Origin of the sequence: Blautia intestinihominis, from assembly GCF_040096655.1 — a bacterium.
Lineage (GTDB): Bacteria > Bacillota > Clostridia > Lachnospirales > Lachnospiraceae > Blautia_A > Blautia_A intestinihominis.
Genome location: NZ_JBBMEI010000027.1, coordinates 19,039 through 37,410, shown reverse-complemented (window position 1 = coordinate 37,410; position 18,372 = coordinate 19,039). Strand labels below are relative to the sequence as shown.

Sequence of the window (18,372 nt, the reverse complement as noted above, 5' to 3'; positions counted from 1 at the left end):
ATTTATCTTAAAACTATATAATCTCATCTTTCTGCTTTGGCAGCTCTATAACAAATCTGCATCCACCATATTCACGGTTTTCTGCTTTGATTGTTCCTCCGGCACTATCTACAATCCGTTTTACAAGTGCAAGACCTAGGCCATTTCCTTCTGCTTTATGAGATCCATCTACCTGATAGAACTTGTCAAATATTCTGGATTTTACATCATCCTCTATTCCTGGTCCTTCATCTTCCAGAATGAACTTAACAGAATCCTGTTCTTGTTTCAGAAACATCGTAATTGTCCCCTTTGAAGGGCTGAATTTAATCGCATTATCCAAAAGATTTATCCAGATATGCATAAAAAGTCCTTCATTCCCAGTATATTTAACTTCCTCCAATTCTACCTGAAAACCAATTTCTTTTTCTGTCCATTTTGTTTCCAATGAAAGAAATGCCTGGCGGATCTGTTCATCCAGACGATATTCTGTTTTTTTCATTGGTATATTCTGATTCTCTAACTTGGATAACAGCAAAATATTACCAACCAATCCGGAAAGTCTTTGGGTGTTAAATAAGATTTTTTCTACATATTCCTCTTGATCCGGAGACAGTTCTTCTCCCTGAAGCAGCATTGTATATCCTTCAATGGCATTAATCGGGGTCTTAAACTCATGAGAAACATTAGATACAAAATCCATCTGCAGCACCTCTGTTGCACGAAGTTCTTTTGTCATAACGTTAAAACTTTGATAAGATTCTCCAACTTCTGCTATACGGCTGTTCGTTTCCAAATGCTGTTCAAAATCTCCCTGAGAAACTTCCTTCATTGCTTTACTAAGTCTGGTAATTGGTTCCAGTAACTTTGCATTAATAAAGGAAGTGATCAGCCCTGCAATCAATGTATTGAAAATCAAAAGCCAGCCAAGCACAGGTATGCTGCCCGGCAGATTAAAAAAATGATTCAAAAAAGCAAATAATAACGCAGATATGACTGTTGAAAATACGAGTGCCAACCAGATTGCACCAGTCAGACAGGATCGGATCCGCAATCCTTTTTCTTTCTTTTGTTCCATTATTTTTTCACCACCTTGTATCCAATTCCACGCATTGTTACGATTTCAAAATCAGGGTTATCTTTAAAACGCTCCCTGATCCTTCCTATATGTACCTCTATCGTATGTGGGTCTGCCTCCGTCTCGTATCCCCATACTTCATCCATCAACTGTTGTTTTGTAAATGTTCTGCCTGGCGAAGCTGCAAGCTTATATAAAAGCAGGAATTCTTTTTTAGGCAAAACAAGACTTTCCTTATCAGTTGTAACCGTCATTGCATCATAATCAAACTCTGTTGAACCGATCACAATTTTGTGTTCATTCAGTATCTGTGCACGGCGAAGCAGTGCTCCGACTCTTAAAACCATTTCATTCACATTTACCGGTTTTACCATATAATCGTCACTTCCCGAAAGAAATCCCTGGCGCATATCATCAAAGGAACCTTTCGCAGTGATCATAAGTACCGGTATCTGATATCCTGCTGAACGGAGTTCCGACACCAGTTCATAACCATCCATAACCGGCATCATAATATCAGAAATGATCAGATCAATATATTCCTTATCCAATACTTCTAATGCCTGTGCTCCATCCGATGCACTTTTGACTTGATATCCATTCTTCTCAAGCACTTTTTGGAATAGCTGGCTTAATTCTTTATCATCTTCTACAATCAATATTTGAAACACGTTTTCCTTCCTCCTTATTAAAACAGATACCTTGCCCATCCAAGCAGATGCTGTACCAAAAATATTTTTCTCTGACGTTTCTTTGTTAATTCGATTGGCTCTACATGATATGGATCATTATAAGTTCCGCCTTCTAATATCTGGCGGGACACTTTTTCATATTCCATCATGCCTTCTTCCAACTGTTTATTAATATCTTTACTGCGAATTACAAGCATCAGTTCCGTATCCAGATATGCACTTCTCATGTCCATATTAAAGGAACCGATTACAGACAGATCATCGTCAATGAGAATACTTTTTCCGTGGTATGAATAACCGCCTTCATATTCCCAGATATTAATTCCTGTACTTAAGATTCTATTTCTGTTTTTCGCATAATCGGCAGCCCCAAATGGATTCCCATTATTCGCAACTGAATTTGTCATGATAGAAAAATCTGAAACGTTCTCTGCAATCTCCTCCCATGTATTATACATCATATCATTACAGATAATATATGGCGTGTGGATCTTCACACGATTTTTTGCATTTTTCATCAATTCTCCCAACTGATACCACACTACTGGTTCTTTGGAACCTGTGTGAATAGGATTTGACACTAATGCAATCTTTTCTGTCTCAAAAGTTTCGTCCGTGTAATCGGTATCGCAGATTCTTTCCTTATTCTCTTCAAAATATTTCTGATAGCCGTTCTGCAGCTCTAAAACTGCGTTCTTTACAGATTTTCTATTTGCCAGTTTTTTATTGTCATGAAAATAACCACTGTCTTCTTGTTCCCATATCGTTTCAAAATACTCTAACAACTGGTTAACTGAATTTTCTTTCTCAGGTTCATCGCAAACCACTAACACGTCTCTGTCATAGTTCTTATGTCCCGGAAAATCACCCAGGAAATAATTGTATGTATTTCTTCCCCCAAGAATATATCTCTTTCCATCTGCAATCAAATATTTATCATGCATTCTACCCATCATCTTCCATGGTTTCAACGGATTGGCCTTATTATATAGTTTAATTTCAACATTCTCATGAGAAGATAATCCATAGAAATACGGATTTCCTTCCATATCAATCCAGCTCTCCATTCCATCTACTAACAGACGAATATGTACACCTCTGTCTGCCGCATCATGCAGTGCTCCTAAAATCAATTTTCCACTTTCATCGGATTGAAATGCAAAAGTAGAAAGAATAATTTCCTTTTTTGCATTCTTGATCAAACGCACTCTTTGTAAAAGCGCTTCTGGATTCTTTTCTATGATTACTGCCCGTTCTGTATTTTCACTGCATTCGTTCCATGACCCATTTTTTGTTTCTTTTTTGGTTATATTGGACACTTCCGGCTGCTTTTTATATGCAACGCAGATTCCGAGCAATTCATAAAAAGCCACACATAAAAAAATTGCCAGTATAACAAGAAGAATTTTACATATTTTATGCTTTTTCATTGTACATCACCTGATTCCTTTTTATTTCATACTTATACAATACAAAGTCAATCTCAATTTAACCTCAACAAAATTTATTTTTCATAAAAAAATATGACAGGCTTCTTTTTAAAGAAACAGTCATATTTTTATTCTAATATATGAAGGAGCTTTTCTTACTCCGTTGTATTAATCACTATCCATGCAAAATCTTCTTTGTACAACAGACTGTTAGATATAGCAAAAACGGCCTTTCAAAAACAGTTAACTTCTAAATCAACTGTTTTTTGAAAGGTCGTTTCATCAGATTCTTATAGCAATCCAGCAAATAATCTCATAAATAATTGTCCCAGTCGCAAATATGCACTTCGTCCGGTTTGATATTGGTCTGTCACATCACGACATTCTCCCATCGTTCTTATCAGATCATTTTTTATTTCCACAACTGCCTGACAATCTGCCATAAAACAGCCGTTTTCAAAATGGTGATATAAACTTCGATAATCCAGATTAATTGTTCCACAAGTTGCCATACAGTCATCTGCCACACTCATTTTTGCATGACAGAAACCAGGAGTCCACTCATAAACACGAACACCATGTTTAACTAATCCATGATAAAAAGAACGAGTTATATTATAAATGAATTTTTTATCAGGGATACCAGGTGTGATAATTCTTACGTCTACCCCTCGCTTAGCAGCCAGACATAACGCATGCGTCATTTCATCTGTTATGATTAGATATGGAGTCATAAACCAACAATATTTTTCAGCTTTATTTATCATACTGATATAAACTTCTTCTCCTACTTGCTCATTATCCATAGGGCTGTCTGCATAAGGTTGAACAAACCCAGTTTGCTGTGCCGCATAATCATAGTGGAAAAGGTATTTACTAAAATCAGAATCATTAGCAGCCTTATCACTTACTGCATTCCACATTTCCAAAAATGTCACCGTAAGCGACTGAACAGCATCTCCTTCTAAACGAATACCTGTATCTTTCCACTGTCCATACGGGTGTGTGTAATTAAAATATTCGTTTGCTAGATTATATCCACCTGTAAATCCGACTTTTCCATCAATAACTGTTATTTTTCTATGATCACGATTGTTCAAAAACAGATTTAAACCTGGCATAAACGGATTGAATACACGGCAATGAATTCCTATTGCCTCCATCTTTTTCACAAAATCTGTGTTAATAAAGCCTATAGAACCCATATCATCGTAGAATACTCTAACTTCCACACCTGCTTTTACTCGCTCTTCCAGAACATCTTGAATCTTATGCCATGCTTCAGCGTCTTCTATCGCATGATATTCCATAAAGATAAACTTCTGTGCTTTCTCCAAATCCTTAAGCTGTGCCTCTAATCCTTTCACTGCTTCATCAAAATACACAATATCCGTATTCTGATAGATTGGATACTGCGAATTTCTTTGTATGTAACTTGCTATATTTCCTGCTTTCGGAATTGTTTCTTTTATTTTGCTCAAACACTCCTGACTGTCCGGAAGCATTGGTAACAATTTGCTATCAATTTCTGCATATCGCTCACGCATTTTATGTGTGCCACCATTCAAACCAATCAACAAATACAGGCCTACACCCATAATTGGGAAAATTAGAATTAAGATGACCCAAGGCATTTTCATAGAGGATGTCTTATTTGATGCGTACAATCCCAAAACCAAGATCCCACTCAAAATCCTTGTAAATAAATTTATGATTTCTGCATATTCATTCAAGCGTGTTACGATAGTAATAATAAAAATCACTTCTAGAAGAATGCAGATTATGGAAAAACACAGCCGTTTTACTCCATTTTTTGTTTTTGCTTTGCCCTCTAAAGTATCTTGTTTCATATATATTCCACCTTCCTATTTGCTCAGTTTTCTCCCTAAATTTCGTGGAACATACCAATTTTGTCTTTTATTCTCTGCATTTCATTATCTGCTTCAATGATAGCTCTTGCAGAATGAAGTAATTCTTCACTTATCTCATCATAGCCAGGCATTTCTTCAATTCCTTTTTTATAGCGAAGTTGATGTTCCAATGTTGCCCAGAAATCCATACCATTGGTTCGAATCTGTAATTCTACACGCATAGGTGTTTTACCCTTAGCAAAAAATACTGGTATTTCAACAATCATATGATAGCTTCGATAACCATTCGATTTTGGATTTTTTATATAATCTTTTATTTCAATAACTTTAATATCATCCTGTTGGGTAATCAAATCTGATATCATATAAATATCGTCAATAAACGCACAAACTATTCGAACGCCTGCTACATCATTGAGATATGTCTGTATATTTTCTGTTGTAAATTCATATCCCATCTTCTGCAGTTTATCGTAAATACTATTGGGCTGCTTAATTCTTGTTTTTATAAAAGAAATAGGATTTCGATTGTTCTCAACTGAAAATTCATCATCCAAAACCTCAAGTTTAGTTTGTATCTCCCGAATAGCACAACGATACATCATCATTAAATTATAAAATTTTGTAGCATTATTTAAAAACTGTAGTGATTCCGGACTAGCCATCCTGAGTTTTTTTACTTCATCTTTTGTCATGAAACTTTCCTTTCTACCTCATCCCTGATTTCAAAACATTATTTATTTTGATAGTTGATTCGTTCTCCTTGAATTACTGGATAACAAATCATTTTATCACTATCCAGATTTTCTACATGCATATCTACTGCACTGATCTGATGGTTTTCATAAGTATTGTAATAATAAATACCTTTTGTAACATTACAACACGACGTATACAATGTGATTTCATATTTTCCATCCGCTACTTCGCAACATCCTCGTTGCTGATCCACAGATCCGAGAATGTGGAAGAATTGGCTAACGCTTTCTTCCTCTGATTCACCTGAAATTGCATTTACCTTTGTAAAAGCTACACGTACAAAGCGAGAGGAAGATGAGAGATCTCCCGGAAGACCTAATCCTCCCATACCTCTACTATATGCATCAAGAGCCAAATTTTCGCAGAAAGTATTTCTGGGCTGTTTAGGAGATAAATACATATAATTATTTAGTTGAAACATCTGCTGTGGAAATGGCGGATTATTCGTAAGCACTCCTACTGGATTGTCATAAATATGCAAACCATCTGACATAGATTCTACCGTAATTGACTCATTCTCATCAGAAATGATCCAGTGTAATTGTGCTAATGGTAATTGCTCGCTGAAAGGAGTATTAACAATATTAATTCGTTCAAGAAGCTCGCGAACTTCAACTAAAGAAGAACACTGACTTAAAATCCACGGAATAAATTCAAACTGTGCAATATTTTCCACATCTGGCTTAATCGCGGCATAAACAGCATTTCCGACAAAATTCAGTCCTGCCATTGCCACTCCTTTTTCATTCATAGCATCATAATACAAAGGATAATCTTCTGCAACATGAGCCATTCCAATAATTGCATAATGATTTTTCATATCGCCAACATGGCGAAAATTAAACGCATAATTACGTGGTGTAATTACTATCTGATCACCATAAGAGAATTCATAATCGAGGGTTCGTCCAAAGTAAAAATCTTTTGTTTTATAAGTTGCTGCTGTACACATGATCGTTTATCCTCCTAAATAGATTAAAATATGTCAATGAGTTTTTTTCTTGAACAATATTATAGCACAATTCTTTTATTTTGTTCCAACTTCATACATGATCATAACATGTAAACTTTAAACTATTTTCCTAGATTATTTCTCCATCAGTTTTTCAAACCAGGTATCCATAGCTAGGATGAATTGACCTACGTCTGGCAATTCTTGCAGCATTTCGTTTAGGGTTTTGTGCTTCACATATTTCTGCACATACACCCAACAGGCAACGCTACTGGCTTCTGATACAATGTCAGCTATGGTTTGGCGCATAAGCTCTTCAAATTCAGCAATTTCTTCTTTCGGAACAACATCATACAGTGTTGGTGCCTGATGACTTATTTTTACTCCATTTTCATTTGCATCTTTAAGCAGATTCTTAACTTTTTCTCTTGAATCCTCCGGTACTTTCATGTATTCCCACATAAATGCTACCACATCGGCTGGTGTGTCTTTTTTAAGTGGTGGTAGCTGAATATAATCATTGTTTTCGCTCATTTTCATATCCTCCTCACGATATAATAAAATCAATAATACATTCTCTTGTCATGTCCAGTACAGTATCTACGAACACTCCTGCAAACAGGATCAGATACAGAATAACACTCAGCGCAAACAGGAATGCAACCTGTACCCAGTCATGGTAACAGTATGCAGTTGCTATAATCAACAAAGTGAATATAAATCCAAGGATTCCTCTGACAACCGCATAAGTCTGTACTGTCATCTTCACTGCCAGGCCGATCACAAAAAGGATCAGCCATACCGGCAGTAATAATATCTTCCCAGCAAGTTTTAAAATAAACATGTGCACCTCCTATCTTACCAGTCCTGGCATATCATGGTTCACCTCTGCCTGATAATACCCGTTCATCGTTGACGGTGCATTAAACAGGGCTGCTAATAAATATTTCTTGATGTTCTTCACTTTGGTGGTGTTACCACGCATACAGTGTAAGACATACTCGATATGTGAATAGGTCAGCATCAGAAATTTTTTCTTCACCAGTGATGCCGGATACCAGTTGCTGGCAATCAATATTTTGTCATTTTTACACATCACAGTCTCTACGATCAGGTTCACGATTTCATCTACCTGTCGCATATCGTCATGATGGGTTACTTCCAGTGATTCATAATCAATAGTCTCTTTGACAAGGTTTTCATAAGCCTGATAATCCTCAGAGCGATTATCGCTATCAAATCTTTTCTCATCCACAGATATGATAGGATTAGATTTATTATCATTCATTTCAGTATCACTAAGATTAGTATTATTAGGGTTTGAAATGTAAACTTCTTGAAGTTTGTTTTCGGGACTTCTAGAAGTTTGATTTTGGGACTTCATGAAGTTTAAATTGTAAACTTCTGCAGGCTCTTCATTTTCCACAGAAGTTTGTTTTTTAAACTTCTCTAATCCCTCTCCAAATTTTTTCTCATCTGTTTTCTCAGGCATAAAGGTTTTCACGTAGATAACGTTCACCTTTCCAAATCCCTGCCTGCGTTTCTCAATCAGACCAATTCCTGTTTCGTCATCCAGTTCTCTCATGGATTTGATGGCTTTATTTCTGCCACAGTTCAGTAATTCCATAATATCTTCGATGGAAAAGTAGATATATGCTCTGTTTTTGTCGTCAAACCACTGATTTTTGATGGAAAGAGACATTCGATCCAACATCAGTCCATATAAAATTTTAGCATCGCTTGATAAGTCTTTAAAGTAACTGTCTGTAAATAATGCTTTTGGTATGCGGTAGAAGCTGAACTGATCAGCTTCGGTACCGTAAAAATAATTAAATGTCATTTTTTTCTCCATAACTGCCTCCTTTCGTTTTCTGCTAAGAAGTCCTCTTTTTAAACTTCTTTGACTTTGTTTTCTTAACTTTTTCTATCCTTAACAGGACTGTTCCTGCATCCATTTTTCTAATAATGATTCAATCACCTGCTCCATATCTTTGGCTGTATAATCATCCGGAAAATACTTTGTCAGTTTCTTTTCTGAGAAAGTGAGAGACCGGGATACTTTCTTTGCCATCACACAGTTATTGAAAATTGATAACATCTGAATCTGGTTAATTGGCCCATCATTCAGTTGATTTCTAAGTGCTGTAATCTGTTTGGGCTTGATAAATCCAGTGTCGCTGATATATTCGTAGATCCATTCCTGTACTTCCTTATCAATGTAGGAGATATCGACAGCAACCGTGAACTGAAGCTTCTTGTTATCTACCAGATCAAGAAGTTCCGGAATCAATTCTGTCAGGCGAATGTAACGCTGAATCTGTTTAGAACTTTCTCCGACTTGCTCTGCTAATACATCCCTAGATACTGTTCCTATTAAATTCTGGTCATTTTGGCCAGAATTATTTTTTGGTCTTCCTGCTTGTCTTTTCATAGCTGCTAGTTTCATTTTATATGCAAAAGCTTTCTCACTCGGCAACAGTTCCTCTCGCTGAATGTTAGCGTCCACCATAGCCACAATAGCATCATCATCTGATAATTCTCTTACGATTACCGGAATTGTCGTCAGTCCTGCCAGCTGCGCTGCATGCATTCTTCTGTGACCGGATACCATTTCATATTCTTCATTTTCATCCATGCGAAGCAGTACCGGTGTCAGTACTCCATTGATCTTTACGCTTTCTACCAAGTCCTGCATCTTTTCATCATCCAGCACCTTGAACGGATGATTTTTAAATGGATGGATCTTACTGATCTCTATCGCCATTGCAGATTCTTCATTTACCACACCAAGCAATTCATCAATACTAGCCAGTTTAATCTTTTCGCCACTTCTATTTTTCATTATTCAAAACCTCCTGTGTCAATTTCATATATGCCTCAGCAACTTTTCCTTTCGGACAGTGCATGTAGATACTTTTTCCCTCTGCACTGGTCTCAGCTGCTTTTACGGACATCGGAATCACATTTTCAAATACTTCTATCTGGCTTCCGTATGTTGTATGTACTCTCGATGCAATGTCCCTTGCGTAATTGGTTCTGAAATCTACCATAGTCAACAGAATGCCCTCTATCGCCAGTTTCCGGTTCAGTCTTTTCTTTACTGTAAGAATGGTCTTGATCAGCTGCTGAAGTCCTTTAACAGGCAGATATGCGGCCTGCACAGGTATCAGAACAGAATCAGAAGAGACCAGTGCATTGATTGTCATCATACCAAGGCTCGGCATACAATCGATCAGGATATAATCGTATCGGCATCTTATCGCATCGATATATTCTTTCATGATCATTTCTCTGCTCATAACATTTCCCATCGTTACTTCCAGTGCGGAAAGCTCAATATTTGCCGGGAGAAGATCTACATTTTCCTGGTGATGTAAGATACCATCTTCCAGAGAGATTTCTTCTTCGTTGATGACATCCATCATGATCGTTGCCAGTGTGATGCGAAGATCATCCGGTTCCTCATATCCAAGACTTGCTGTTAAACTTCCCTGTGGATCCGCGTCGATCAGCAACACTTTCTTACCTTCTCTTGCCAGTCCAATGCCTACATTTACGGTTGTGGTGGTCTTTCCAACGCCGCCTTTCTGGTTTATTACAGATATAACTTTACACATGATTTCTTCCTCCTTTAACTTTCCCATGATTCTTTTTTCCATAATTTCAACAGTGCCAGTATTTCCCGTTTCATCATTGCCGGTGTATAGGAATTCGGAAAATACTTGTGTAACTGCTCGTTTGTGAATGCCACTCTTGTAATCTCACCCTTTTTCACTTCACACATGATCTCTTCCATCTTTTCCAGTGACAACTGTTTTTCTTTACTCAGTTGCCGGATCCTCTGGGCCTATGAGAGTGATGGGATCGCCTGTGCATACTCCATTGCTACAAGCAGTTCCTTTTGTTCCTTTTCACTTAATGCAGCTATCTCTACAGCCGGACAAAAAGAAATAATCTCATCATCCAGCTTCTGCAGCATTTCCGGTATCAGTTTTGTCAGTGAGATATAACGCTGTACTTGTTTTGGACTATCACCACAATCTTCACTGATGATTTCTATTGCCCGCTTTCTTGGTGTTTTGTGGTCAACTTGGCTCTTTTTTCGACCACTTTTTCTTTTTAATACGTCATTCTTCAGTTTGTAAGCAAAAGCTTTTTCACTGTAGCTGATCCGTTCTCTGTGAAGATTGGAATCTACCATGCTCAAGATGGAATCATCTTCACTTAATACCCGGATGATTACCGGTACTTTACCGTATCCCAGTTTCTCCGCAGCATGTTTTCTTCTGTGACCGGATATGATCTCATAGTATCCATCCGGTACTGGTCTGACGATCAGCGGATTTAAAATTCCATACTTCTCAATGCTTTCCTGCAAAAGAAACATTTCCTTATCATCTTTTACCTGAAACGGGTGCTCTTTGAACGGACGAAGACGCTCAATCTCAATTTCTATGATTCTTTCTTCGTTTTCTCCTGATTGTCTGTTTGGTTCAGTCATCTTGACTCCTTTCCTCCAGGATTCAGGAAATAAAAAATGCCTGCCTGGAACTTTTATAGATAGTAAAGTTCCAAACAGACATTGCTGTTTGACCATTAGCTGTAGCTAATAGAATTGAATACTGTTTCAGCTAATTCATGTTTGCAGGTTTGGGAGAGATTGTTTCTTTTCCCGCCTTTTCTCTGATTTACATCCCCAAATAAGGGGTGACAACGGAGCGGAACCCAAATGTTAGCTGGACTTTCTAAAACCCATGTTTGCAAACCGGTAATTTTGATTAGCTGTCAGCTAACAAAAATCGGATTGCGTTAGCTGGAAATTGATCATTTTGAATGGAATTTCATGTCACGAACGTGATTAGAAAATAACAAAAGCGTTCGTTGTCAGCTAATCCAGCTAACATTTTCGAACGCTTTGAAGTCCGTCGCCAAGAGGATTTGAACCTCCGACCCCTCGCTTAGGAGGCGAGTGCTCTATCCAGCTGAGCTATGACGACACATGCCGCAAACCCTTGATTTTACTGGGTTTCTGGGATTTTTCCCTTCGGCCATATATAAGATTATCAACTCTTTTTCGAGTTGTCAATCTACAGATTTTTTCGATTTGGTAACATTAGAACGTTCCCTAATTTGGGGAATGCTTTGTTGTCACCTTTGGCATTTTTCAGAATAGATTCGAACTGAAAGTTGTTTTTCATTTTTTCCCTTTGGGGAATGCCTCGGTTTTCTCTTAGGAGGCGCCTGTTCTATCCATTAAACTAACAGGACAAATATCTCACAAATGAAATTGTACTATATCTTCTCCCAAAAAACAAGTCTTTTATTTTATCAAGTTTGCATCAAATCATTTATAATTTTTTACAATTCCCTTGACTTTCTTGGTCGTTATATACCCGAGTTGTCCCTGGTAATATGTGCATTCTACCCTGATGAAAAAACTTATCCCTGAGCAAAACTTTTCTATACAATACTCTGGAGCAAAATCACGTTATACTTTAGTATATATGTCATCAGAAACAACAACGAACTTATTTATAAAAAGGGGACCTTAACTAATGAAAAAGAGATTATTCATCGTAGTAAATGATGTTTTACCATTGCTTGACACCAAAGCAGCAGAGGGAAACAACACTGTTGTAGGTACAGAGCCTAATCTCAAAAAATACGATAAAGAAACAGCTATGAAAAATCTGCCGGAAATGGAAGCAGCTTTTGAGTTTCCACAGACAAAAGAATATCTTGATAAACTGGGGATAGTATATAAGGGAAATGGAATTCTCAAAAGGATTTCAGGAGATCTGCTTCCAGAAGAAGCAATGCACTGTTCCCTTTAAGAGATACGCAATTCTGGTTAAAAGATGTTTTGGAGGAAGCGGATAAAATTTTGGCACTTACTGACCCCAAATTAAAATCTTCAGAAAGCTGGTCAAAAAAGGCGGACGAAATTCGCGAACTTCGCAAACAGTATAATTTTCTCCAGGAATTTGAAAAGACAATGGTATATGCAAATGGAAAAACCTTTATAGCAGAAGAATATTCCGCGAGTACAGAATTTGTAATCTAATGTTAACAAACAGCGAATGGAAGTATCAGACATTTTATTCTTTTGCCGATTTAAGTGAAGACGCTTTCGCAGATATTCTGGATAAGGCTATCTGGCATCCAGATACACCCGTAGTAGAGAACACCTTTGTAGACAAAAAAGTTTTTAACGAACCTATTAATAAGAGCTTCAGCGTCTTGATCAAACAGACCAATAACCGTGAAAATGATCTGGAAGAAGCTCCCGACCTGGAGAACGCAGTTTTATATGTAAAATACGATCCTGAAACTGACGTTATCGAAATCTGTGGCCACGAGAAAGCGCGTAAGGAATTCAACGAAATCATGCAGAAAGCTCTCCCATTCAACAGCATTAACAGATAAATCCGCCTACCAGTTGGCTACCCCATTTTTTGTAGCAAAGCGGCTATTCATAATCCGCTTCGCTACTTATATATATATCTTCCTCCTTAAGTAGTATAAATAAGAAAGTCCCCACCCACTGCTTATTGCCTTTCGCAATTAAAGTAGTGGGTGGGGACTTTCTGTTCTTCCAGCAGAATTTTATCTTTATCTGCCGCCTGTATTTTAATATTATTTATCTGTCAGAAATGGATCTGTCCCTGAAGCCAGATATTACCTCGAAAGCGTCTTCCAATCTCCGGTTCACCCAGGAGGTCTTTTTTGTTGATGCAGATATCGAACTGCATGTTATTGCTCTCTACTGTCATCTGAATGAGTTCTTCATTTGTCACCTCATTGCGGGTATGATGGATTTCCTGGATTTCTCCCAGAATTCCATACTGGTCACACTGGATTCCATGAGGCATGAAATAAGAATCCACGATCGTAAAAATATCTTCATTTACGATCCTGTGGGAGATCATGGAATATGTATCCATGTCTTCCATCGTAAGGCTTTCCATCGCTTCCTCGTCACCATTTCTGGCTGCCGCAATCAGTGAACTACGATTCTTACTGGTTTCCTTCTCGACCTTTACTGCTTCTTTATCTTTCAGGACCGGAAGAAGAATACGTCCCTCATCTGCAAGGCCGGATAAAGTCAATGGTTTGTTCAAAACATTTCCTTTGCTTTTTTCGAGCATATATCTCGCACCATTCTGCAGATAAAAGATCAGTGTAATTCCTATTCTCAGATCGTCGCAGGCACCTGCAAAAGATTCTTTGTCTGCATGCCGTTCTACTGTCACCGGTTCATTCGTTGTAATGCCGGTTCCCTTAAAGAAAGGATAATAATATTCCACGTGAAACCTGTTATCTTCATCGTACTGACCGCAAACAGTAATTCCGCAGTCGTATCCATAACTTTTGGAGAATTCAGCAAAAGTGCCGTCCGGATGGTCTGAAACCACGTTTTTTTCATCGTAGTTTCGAATCACATCCAGCAGGATTTCTTTCATCTCCGCACGTTTCTTTATTTCTGAAAAACCGACTGCTTTTAAATAGCTGTGCAAAAGTACACCTCCATATCCTTATGCGCGGGTCTTTTTCTCAATTTTCTTCATGCCGCCCATGTATGGCTGCAGTGCTTCCGGAATATTTACGGATCCGTCAGCATTCAGGTTATTTTCCAGGAATGCGATCAGCATTCTCGGAGGAGCTACTACAGTGTTGTTCAGTGTGTGCGCAAGATATTTCTTGCCATCTTTTCCATTTACACGGATTCTCAGACGACGAGCCTGTGCATCACCTAAGTTAGAGCAGCTTCCTACTTCGAAATATTTCTTCTGTCTTGGAGACCATGCTTCTACGTCAAGAGATTTCACCTTGAGGTCTGCCAGATCACCGGAGCAGCATTCCAGTGTACGAACCGGAATATCCAGAGAACGGAACAGATCAACAGTGTTCTGCCACAGTTTGTCAAACCACATCGGGCTTTCTTCTGGTTTGCAGACAACGATCATTTCCTGTTTTTCAAACTGATGGATACGGTAAACGCCTCTCTCTTCCAGTCCGTGTGCTCCTTTTTCTTTACGGAAGCATGGGGAATAACTTGTCAGTGTTTTTGGAAGTTCTTCTTCCGGAACGATCTGATCGATGAATTTACCGATCATAGAATGCTCACTTGTTCCGATCAGATACAGATCCTCACCTTCGATCTTGTACATCATGGCATCCATCTCTGCAAAGCTCATAACGCCTGTTACAACGTTGCTTCTGATCATGAAAGGCGGTACACAGTAAGTAAATCCACGGTTGATCATGAAGTCACGCGCATATGCGATAACTGCGGAATGAAGTCTTGCGATATCTCCCATCAGATAATAGAATCCGTTACCTGCAACACGTCTTGCGCTATCCAGATCGATTCCGTCAAAGCTTTCCATAATATCTGTGTGATATGGAATTTCATAATCCGGAACAACCGGCTCACCAAATTTCTCGATTTCTACGTTTTCACTGTCATCTTTACCAATCGGTACAGATGGAGCAATGATGTTCGGGATAACCATCATGTTTTTGAGAAGTTCTTCTTCTACTTCTTTTTCTCTTGCAGAAAGCTCATCAATTCTTGCACCAGATGCAGCCACCTGTTTCTTAACCTCTTCTGCCTCTTCACGTTTGCCCTGACCCATCAGTGCGCCGATCTGTTTGGAAATCTTGTTTCTCTCTGCTCTGAGAGCTTCTACTTCCTGCTTGATCTCACGGTTTTCTTTGTCCAGTTCGATAACCTTGTCTACCAGTTCCAGTTTGCTGTCCTGGAATTTGTTTCTGATATTCTGTTTTACAACTTCCGGATTTTCTCTCACAAATTTAATGTCTAACATTTTTTCTCCTCCTGAAAATAAGTGGTTATATCCATTTTATTTTTTCGTTGTTTCGCCTTCATTTACTTCACCAAGTCCAAAATTAACTGCCTTGCGAAGTGCTTCTACCTCTTCCTGACTAAGCATTACATAAGATTCACCCTTGACGATCTCTTTTAAATAAAGGAAGCAGTTATCACGACTGTGTACTGCATTCAGAATCAGACCTGTGTTTTCTCTGTCAAGAAGTGCCAGCGCAAAACTCAGTTTTCCTCCAACATCGTCAAATGCATCGTATTTTTCAACACCATACTTGCTGTAAAGTAATTTGAAATGTTTTGCCAGAGTGCGTATTGCCTTTTCATGATCCTCTTTTGCCTCAAAAAGATGATCGATCTGTGCAAATTTACGAACGAAAGTTTTCTCAAGTGACTGAGCATCGCTTCCTTTCATAAACATTTTATATTTTCGCTCCAGTCGAGTCAATCTCATATTACTGCTTACTGTAGACGCAATCAATACCAGAACTACAATAAGCAAAATAATGATAACAATTCCAGGATCAATACCAATACTATCAAAAATTGTACTCATATCATACCCCTTTTATTTTATCTGATAGATTCAAATAAATCTATAATTCTCTCAAGGTCATCTCTTGAATAGTATTCTATTTCTATCTTTCCCTTATTGTTCTTCTTTCTGTGAATAAATACACGTGTTCCGGTAATATTCTTCATCTTTTCTTCAAGACTTTCATAAATTGCATCTTCCGCCGAATCAGATGACGAAGTTTCTTTTTTCTTTGATGGGTTTAAGATTGTCTTTACCAGCTTTTCTGTCTCTCTTACGCTGAGCTTCTCATCAAAAATCCGCATTGCTACAGAATACTGTTTCTCTACATCTGAGATAGCAAGCAATGCACGCGCATGTCCTGCTGAAATCATTTCATCCACCATCATCTGCTGTACTCTCGGATCCAGTTTCAACAGACGAAGAGAGTTTGTTACAGCTGTCCTGCTCTTGGATACTCTCTCTGCGATTTCATCCTGTTTCAGATTAAATTCATCAATCAGACGTTTATATGCCATTGCTTCCTCGACAGGATTCAGGTCTTCTCTCTGAATGTTCTCTATCAGGGATATCTCCACAATTTCCTGGTCGGAAAATTCTTTGATGACAACCGGAATTTCTTTCAGTCCAGCCATCTTTGCTGCACGCCATCTCCGTTCTCCTGCGACAATTTCATAATAGTCCTTCTTGTCAGATACGAGAAGCGGCTGCAGAACGCCATACATCTTGATAGATTCAGCCAGCTCAAGGAGTGCATCTTCATCAAATTTCTTGCGTGGCTGTTCACGATTCGGCTCTACTTTTGAAATTTTTACAATCGTTTCGCCCTTTACAACGGACTGTTCTGTTGTTGATTTCGTACTTGCTGTATTTGTCTTTGGCTTAGAACTTCTTACAGTTTTAGGTTTTTCCTGTGAAACCTTTTCCGGAAAAAGTGCATCCAGACCTCTTCCAAGTCCTGATTTTTTTCCTGCCATTATTTATCCTCCCTGTTAATAACTTCTTCAGCTAAAAGGCGATAAGCTTCTGCACCGGCAGATCTTGAATCATATATATTGATAGGCTGTCCGTAACTTGGTGCTTCTGCAAGTCTTACATTTCTCGGAATAATGGTCTTATAAATATTCTGTTGAAGATTATCCTTTACATTCTCGACTACCTGTAAAGAAAGATTTGTTCTGGCATCATACATGGTAAATACAACGCCTTCCATTGCAAGTTTCTTATTTAATCTGTCTTTTACAAGATCAATCGTATGTATCAGCTGAGAAAGGCCTTCCAAAGCATAATACTCACACTGTATTGGAACAAGGACAGAAGTTGCAGCTGTTAATGCATTGATTGTCAGCATATTCAAAGACGGCGGACAATCCAAGATAATATAATCATATTTTCTTCGAAGTTTATCCGTAATTCCCTTTAAAATATACTCTTTATCGTCCACACCAATCAATTCGATTTCTGCTCCGGATAAATTTATATTGGATGGAATTAAATCAAGATTTTCCACTACATCTTTTATAACTGTTTTTTTAATGTCAGCTTCTCCAAGAAGCAATTCATAAAGCGTATTTTCTACGCCATTTTTATCAACGCCTAACCCACTGGTTGTGTTTCCCTGCGGATCTATGTCAATTGCCAGAACTTTTTTCCCTTTTTCAGCAAGGCATGCAGAAAGGTTAATTGCCGTTGTAGACTTACCAACACCGCCTTTCTGGTTGGCTACTGCTATAATTCTTCCCAAAGTTCACCCTCCTTTCAAAATCATTTACGACCTATCAATTATAGCACTTTTGCCTTTAATGTTCCACATAATGTTTCACGTGAAACATTAAAATTTAGGAAAATTTTCATCAACGAATTGTTTATAATTTACAAGTTTACAAATATATCTTTCTATATCATCTATCTTACAGCGCGTCCGTCAATGTTTCACGTGAAACATTTTATAAGCGTGAAACATACAATATTAATCATTTCTGTTTCATCTATTTTGAACAGTCCTGGTAAAGTGCATCACGAATGAGCTTTGTCGGCATCTTTTAGTTTACATAATATTTGTTCGTTAAGAAGTGTCGCCTCACATGTCTTTCTATTAAATACATTTGTCTTTTTTCTTTCCTTTTCCCTAATGCCTGATATCTTCTTTCATCTTCCCATTTTTCCCTTCTATCTGCTTCATCACACGCTTTTTTCCCTGTATATGCCTCCTCTCTGGCACCTTTTTC

The 18,372-nt window shown here is 38.0% G+C and carries 18 protein-coding genes, 1 tRNA gene and 1 pseudogene; 2 read left to right on the top strand and 18 right to left on the bottom strand.

The genetic code is table 11. From position 1 onward, the window contains the following. Window positions 1-13: 13 nt before the first annotated feature. The 13 genes and pseudogenes from WMO75_RS09955 to WMO75_RS09895 form a co-directional block, all read right to left on the bottom strand. The gene (locus WMO75_RS09955) at window positions 14-1,057 is read right to left on the bottom strand and encodes a HAMP domain-containing sensor histidine kinase (RefSeq protein WP_005347239.1); all 1,044 of its coding nucleotides are present in this window, start codon (window positions 1,055-1,057) and stop codon (window positions 14-16) included. After that, window positions 1,057-1,767 carry a response regulator transcription factor gene (locus WMO75_RS09950; RefSeq protein WP_003693048.1) on the bottom strand — a complete coding sequence of 237 codons (711 nt, stop codon included), beginning with the start codon at window positions 1,765-1,767 and terminating at the stop codon, window positions 1,057-1,059. The genes WMO75_RS09955 and WMO75_RS09950 overlap by 1 nt, the downstream gene beginning before the upstream one ends. Then, entirely contained in the window at window positions 1,746-3,179 is a 1,434-nt protein-coding gene (locus WMO75_RS09945; RefSeq protein ID WP_349077972.1) for a phospholipase D family protein, read from the bottom strand. The genes WMO75_RS09950 and WMO75_RS09945 overlap by 22 nt, the downstream gene beginning before the upstream one ends. Window positions 3,180-3,469: 290 nt before the next feature. Beyond that, on the bottom strand, window positions 3,470-5,029 hold the full coding sequence (gene cls, locus WMO75_RS09940) for a cardiolipin synthase (protein ID WP_118254530.1): 1,560 nt from the start codon (window positions 5,027-5,029) through the stop codon (window positions 3,470-3,472). Window positions 5,030-5,064: 35 nt separating this feature from the next. Beyond that, window positions 5,065-5,745, bottom strand: coding sequence for a GTP pyrophosphokinase (locus tag WMO75_RS09935; RefSeq protein ID WP_117525961.1), 681 nt, complete (start codon window positions 5,743-5,745; stop codon window positions 5,065-5,067). Between the two features lie 38 nt (window positions 5,746-5,783). Next, window positions 5,784-6,761 (bottom strand): choloylglycine hydrolase, encoded by a 978-nt coding sequence (gene bsh / locus WMO75_RS09930; protein WP_005347230.1) that lies wholly within the window; start codon window positions 6,759-6,761, stop codon window positions 5,784-5,786. Between the two features lie 135 nt (window positions 6,762-6,896). Then, a complete protein-coding gene (locus WMO75_RS09925; protein ID WP_072522478.1) occupies window positions 6,897-7,301 on the bottom strand; it encodes a hypothetical protein in 405 nt (134 codons plus the stop codon). 7 nt (window positions 7,302-7,308) lie between these two features. Then, window positions 7,309-7,605, bottom strand: a complete 297-nt coding sequence (locus WMO75_RS09920; RefSeq protein ID WP_119240213.1) for a hypothetical protein — start codon at window positions 7,603-7,605, stop codon at window positions 7,309-7,311. A 9-nt stretch (window positions 7,606-7,614) separates the two neighbouring features. Continuing rightward, the gene (locus WMO75_RS09915) at window positions 7,615-8,613 is read right to left on the bottom strand and encodes a DUF6017 domain-containing protein (RefSeq protein ID WP_227222142.1); all 999 of its coding nucleotides are present in this window, start codon (window positions 8,611-8,613) and stop codon (window positions 7,615-7,617) included. 78 nt (window positions 8,614-8,691) lie between these two features. Next, the gene (locus WMO75_RS09910; protein WP_349077971.1) at window positions 8,692-9,603 is read right to left on the bottom strand and encodes a ParB/RepB/Spo0J family partition protein; all 912 of its coding nucleotides are present in this window, start codon (window positions 9,601-9,603) and stop codon (window positions 8,692-8,694) included. Next, entirely contained in the window at window positions 9,593-10,378 is a 786-nt protein-coding gene (locus WMO75_RS09905) for a ParA family protein (protein WP_227222140.1), read from the bottom strand. The genes WMO75_RS09910 and WMO75_RS09905 overlap by 11 nt, the downstream gene beginning before the upstream one ends. Window positions 10,379-10,392: 14 nt before the next feature. Then, window positions 10,393-11,358: pseudogene (locus tag WMO75_RS09900) on the bottom strand (ParB/RepB/Spo0J family partition protein). Window positions 11,359-11,684: 326 nt separating this feature from the next. Next, window positions 11,685-11,758: transfer RNA gene (locus WMO75_RS09895), tRNA-Arg, on the bottom strand. 558 nt (window positions 11,759-12,316) lie between these two features. Here WMO75_RS09895 and WMO75_RS09890 point away from each other — a divergent pair. After that, the gene (locus WMO75_RS09890) at window positions 12,317-12,595 is read left to right on the top strand and encodes a hypothetical protein (RefSeq protein WP_118698549.1); all 279 of its coding nucleotides are present in this window, start codon (window positions 12,317-12,319) and stop codon (window positions 12,593-12,595) included. A 229-nt stretch (window positions 12,596-12,824) separates the two neighbouring features. Further along, on the top strand, window positions 12,825-13,187 hold the full coding sequence (locus tag WMO75_RS09885) for a hypothetical protein (protein WP_118698547.1): 363 nt from the start codon (window positions 12,825-12,827) through the stop codon (window positions 13,185-13,187). A gap of 221 nt (window positions 13,188-13,408) precedes the next feature. On the opposite strand, the gene WMO75_RS09880 is transcribed toward WMO75_RS09885, so the two are convergent. The 5 genes from WMO75_RS09880 to WMO75_RS09860 are packed head-to-tail and all read right to left on the bottom strand — an operon-like array spanning window position 13,409 to window position 17,888. Beyond that, window positions 13,409-14,278: a DUF3881 family protein gene (locus WMO75_RS09880; protein ID WP_022213645.1), complete on the bottom strand. Its 870-nt coding sequence runs from the start codon at window positions 14,276-14,278 to the stop codon at window positions 13,409-13,411. Between the two features lie 18 nt (window positions 14,279-14,296). After that, window positions 14,297-15,592 carry a serine--tRNA ligase gene (gene serS, locus WMO75_RS09875; RefSeq protein ID WP_349077969.1) on the bottom strand — a complete coding sequence of 432 codons (1,296 nt, stop codon included), beginning with the start codon at window positions 15,590-15,592 and terminating at the stop codon, window positions 14,297-14,299. Window positions 15,593-15,628: 36 nt separating this feature from the next. Next, the gene (locus tag WMO75_RS09870) at window positions 15,629-16,165 is read right to left on the bottom strand and encodes a DUF4446 family protein (RefSeq protein ID WP_118252481.1); all 537 of its coding nucleotides are present in this window, start codon (window positions 16,163-16,165) and stop codon (window positions 15,629-15,631) included. A gap of 17 nt (window positions 16,166-16,182) precedes the next feature. Beyond that, complete coding sequence (locus tag WMO75_RS09865; protein WP_118698546.1) at window positions 16,183-17,121, bottom strand: ParB/RepB/Spo0J family partition protein; 939 nt, start codon at window positions 17,119-17,121, stop codon at window positions 16,183-16,185. Further along, the gene (locus WMO75_RS09860) at window positions 17,121-17,888 is read right to left on the bottom strand and encodes a ParA family protein (RefSeq protein WP_022213436.1); all 768 of its coding nucleotides are present in this window, start codon (window positions 17,886-17,888) and stop codon (window positions 17,121-17,123) included. Before WMO75_RS09860 ends, WMO75_RS09865 begins: the two co-directional genes overlap by 1 nt. Between the last annotated feature and the right edge of the window lie 484 nt (window positions 17,889-18,372).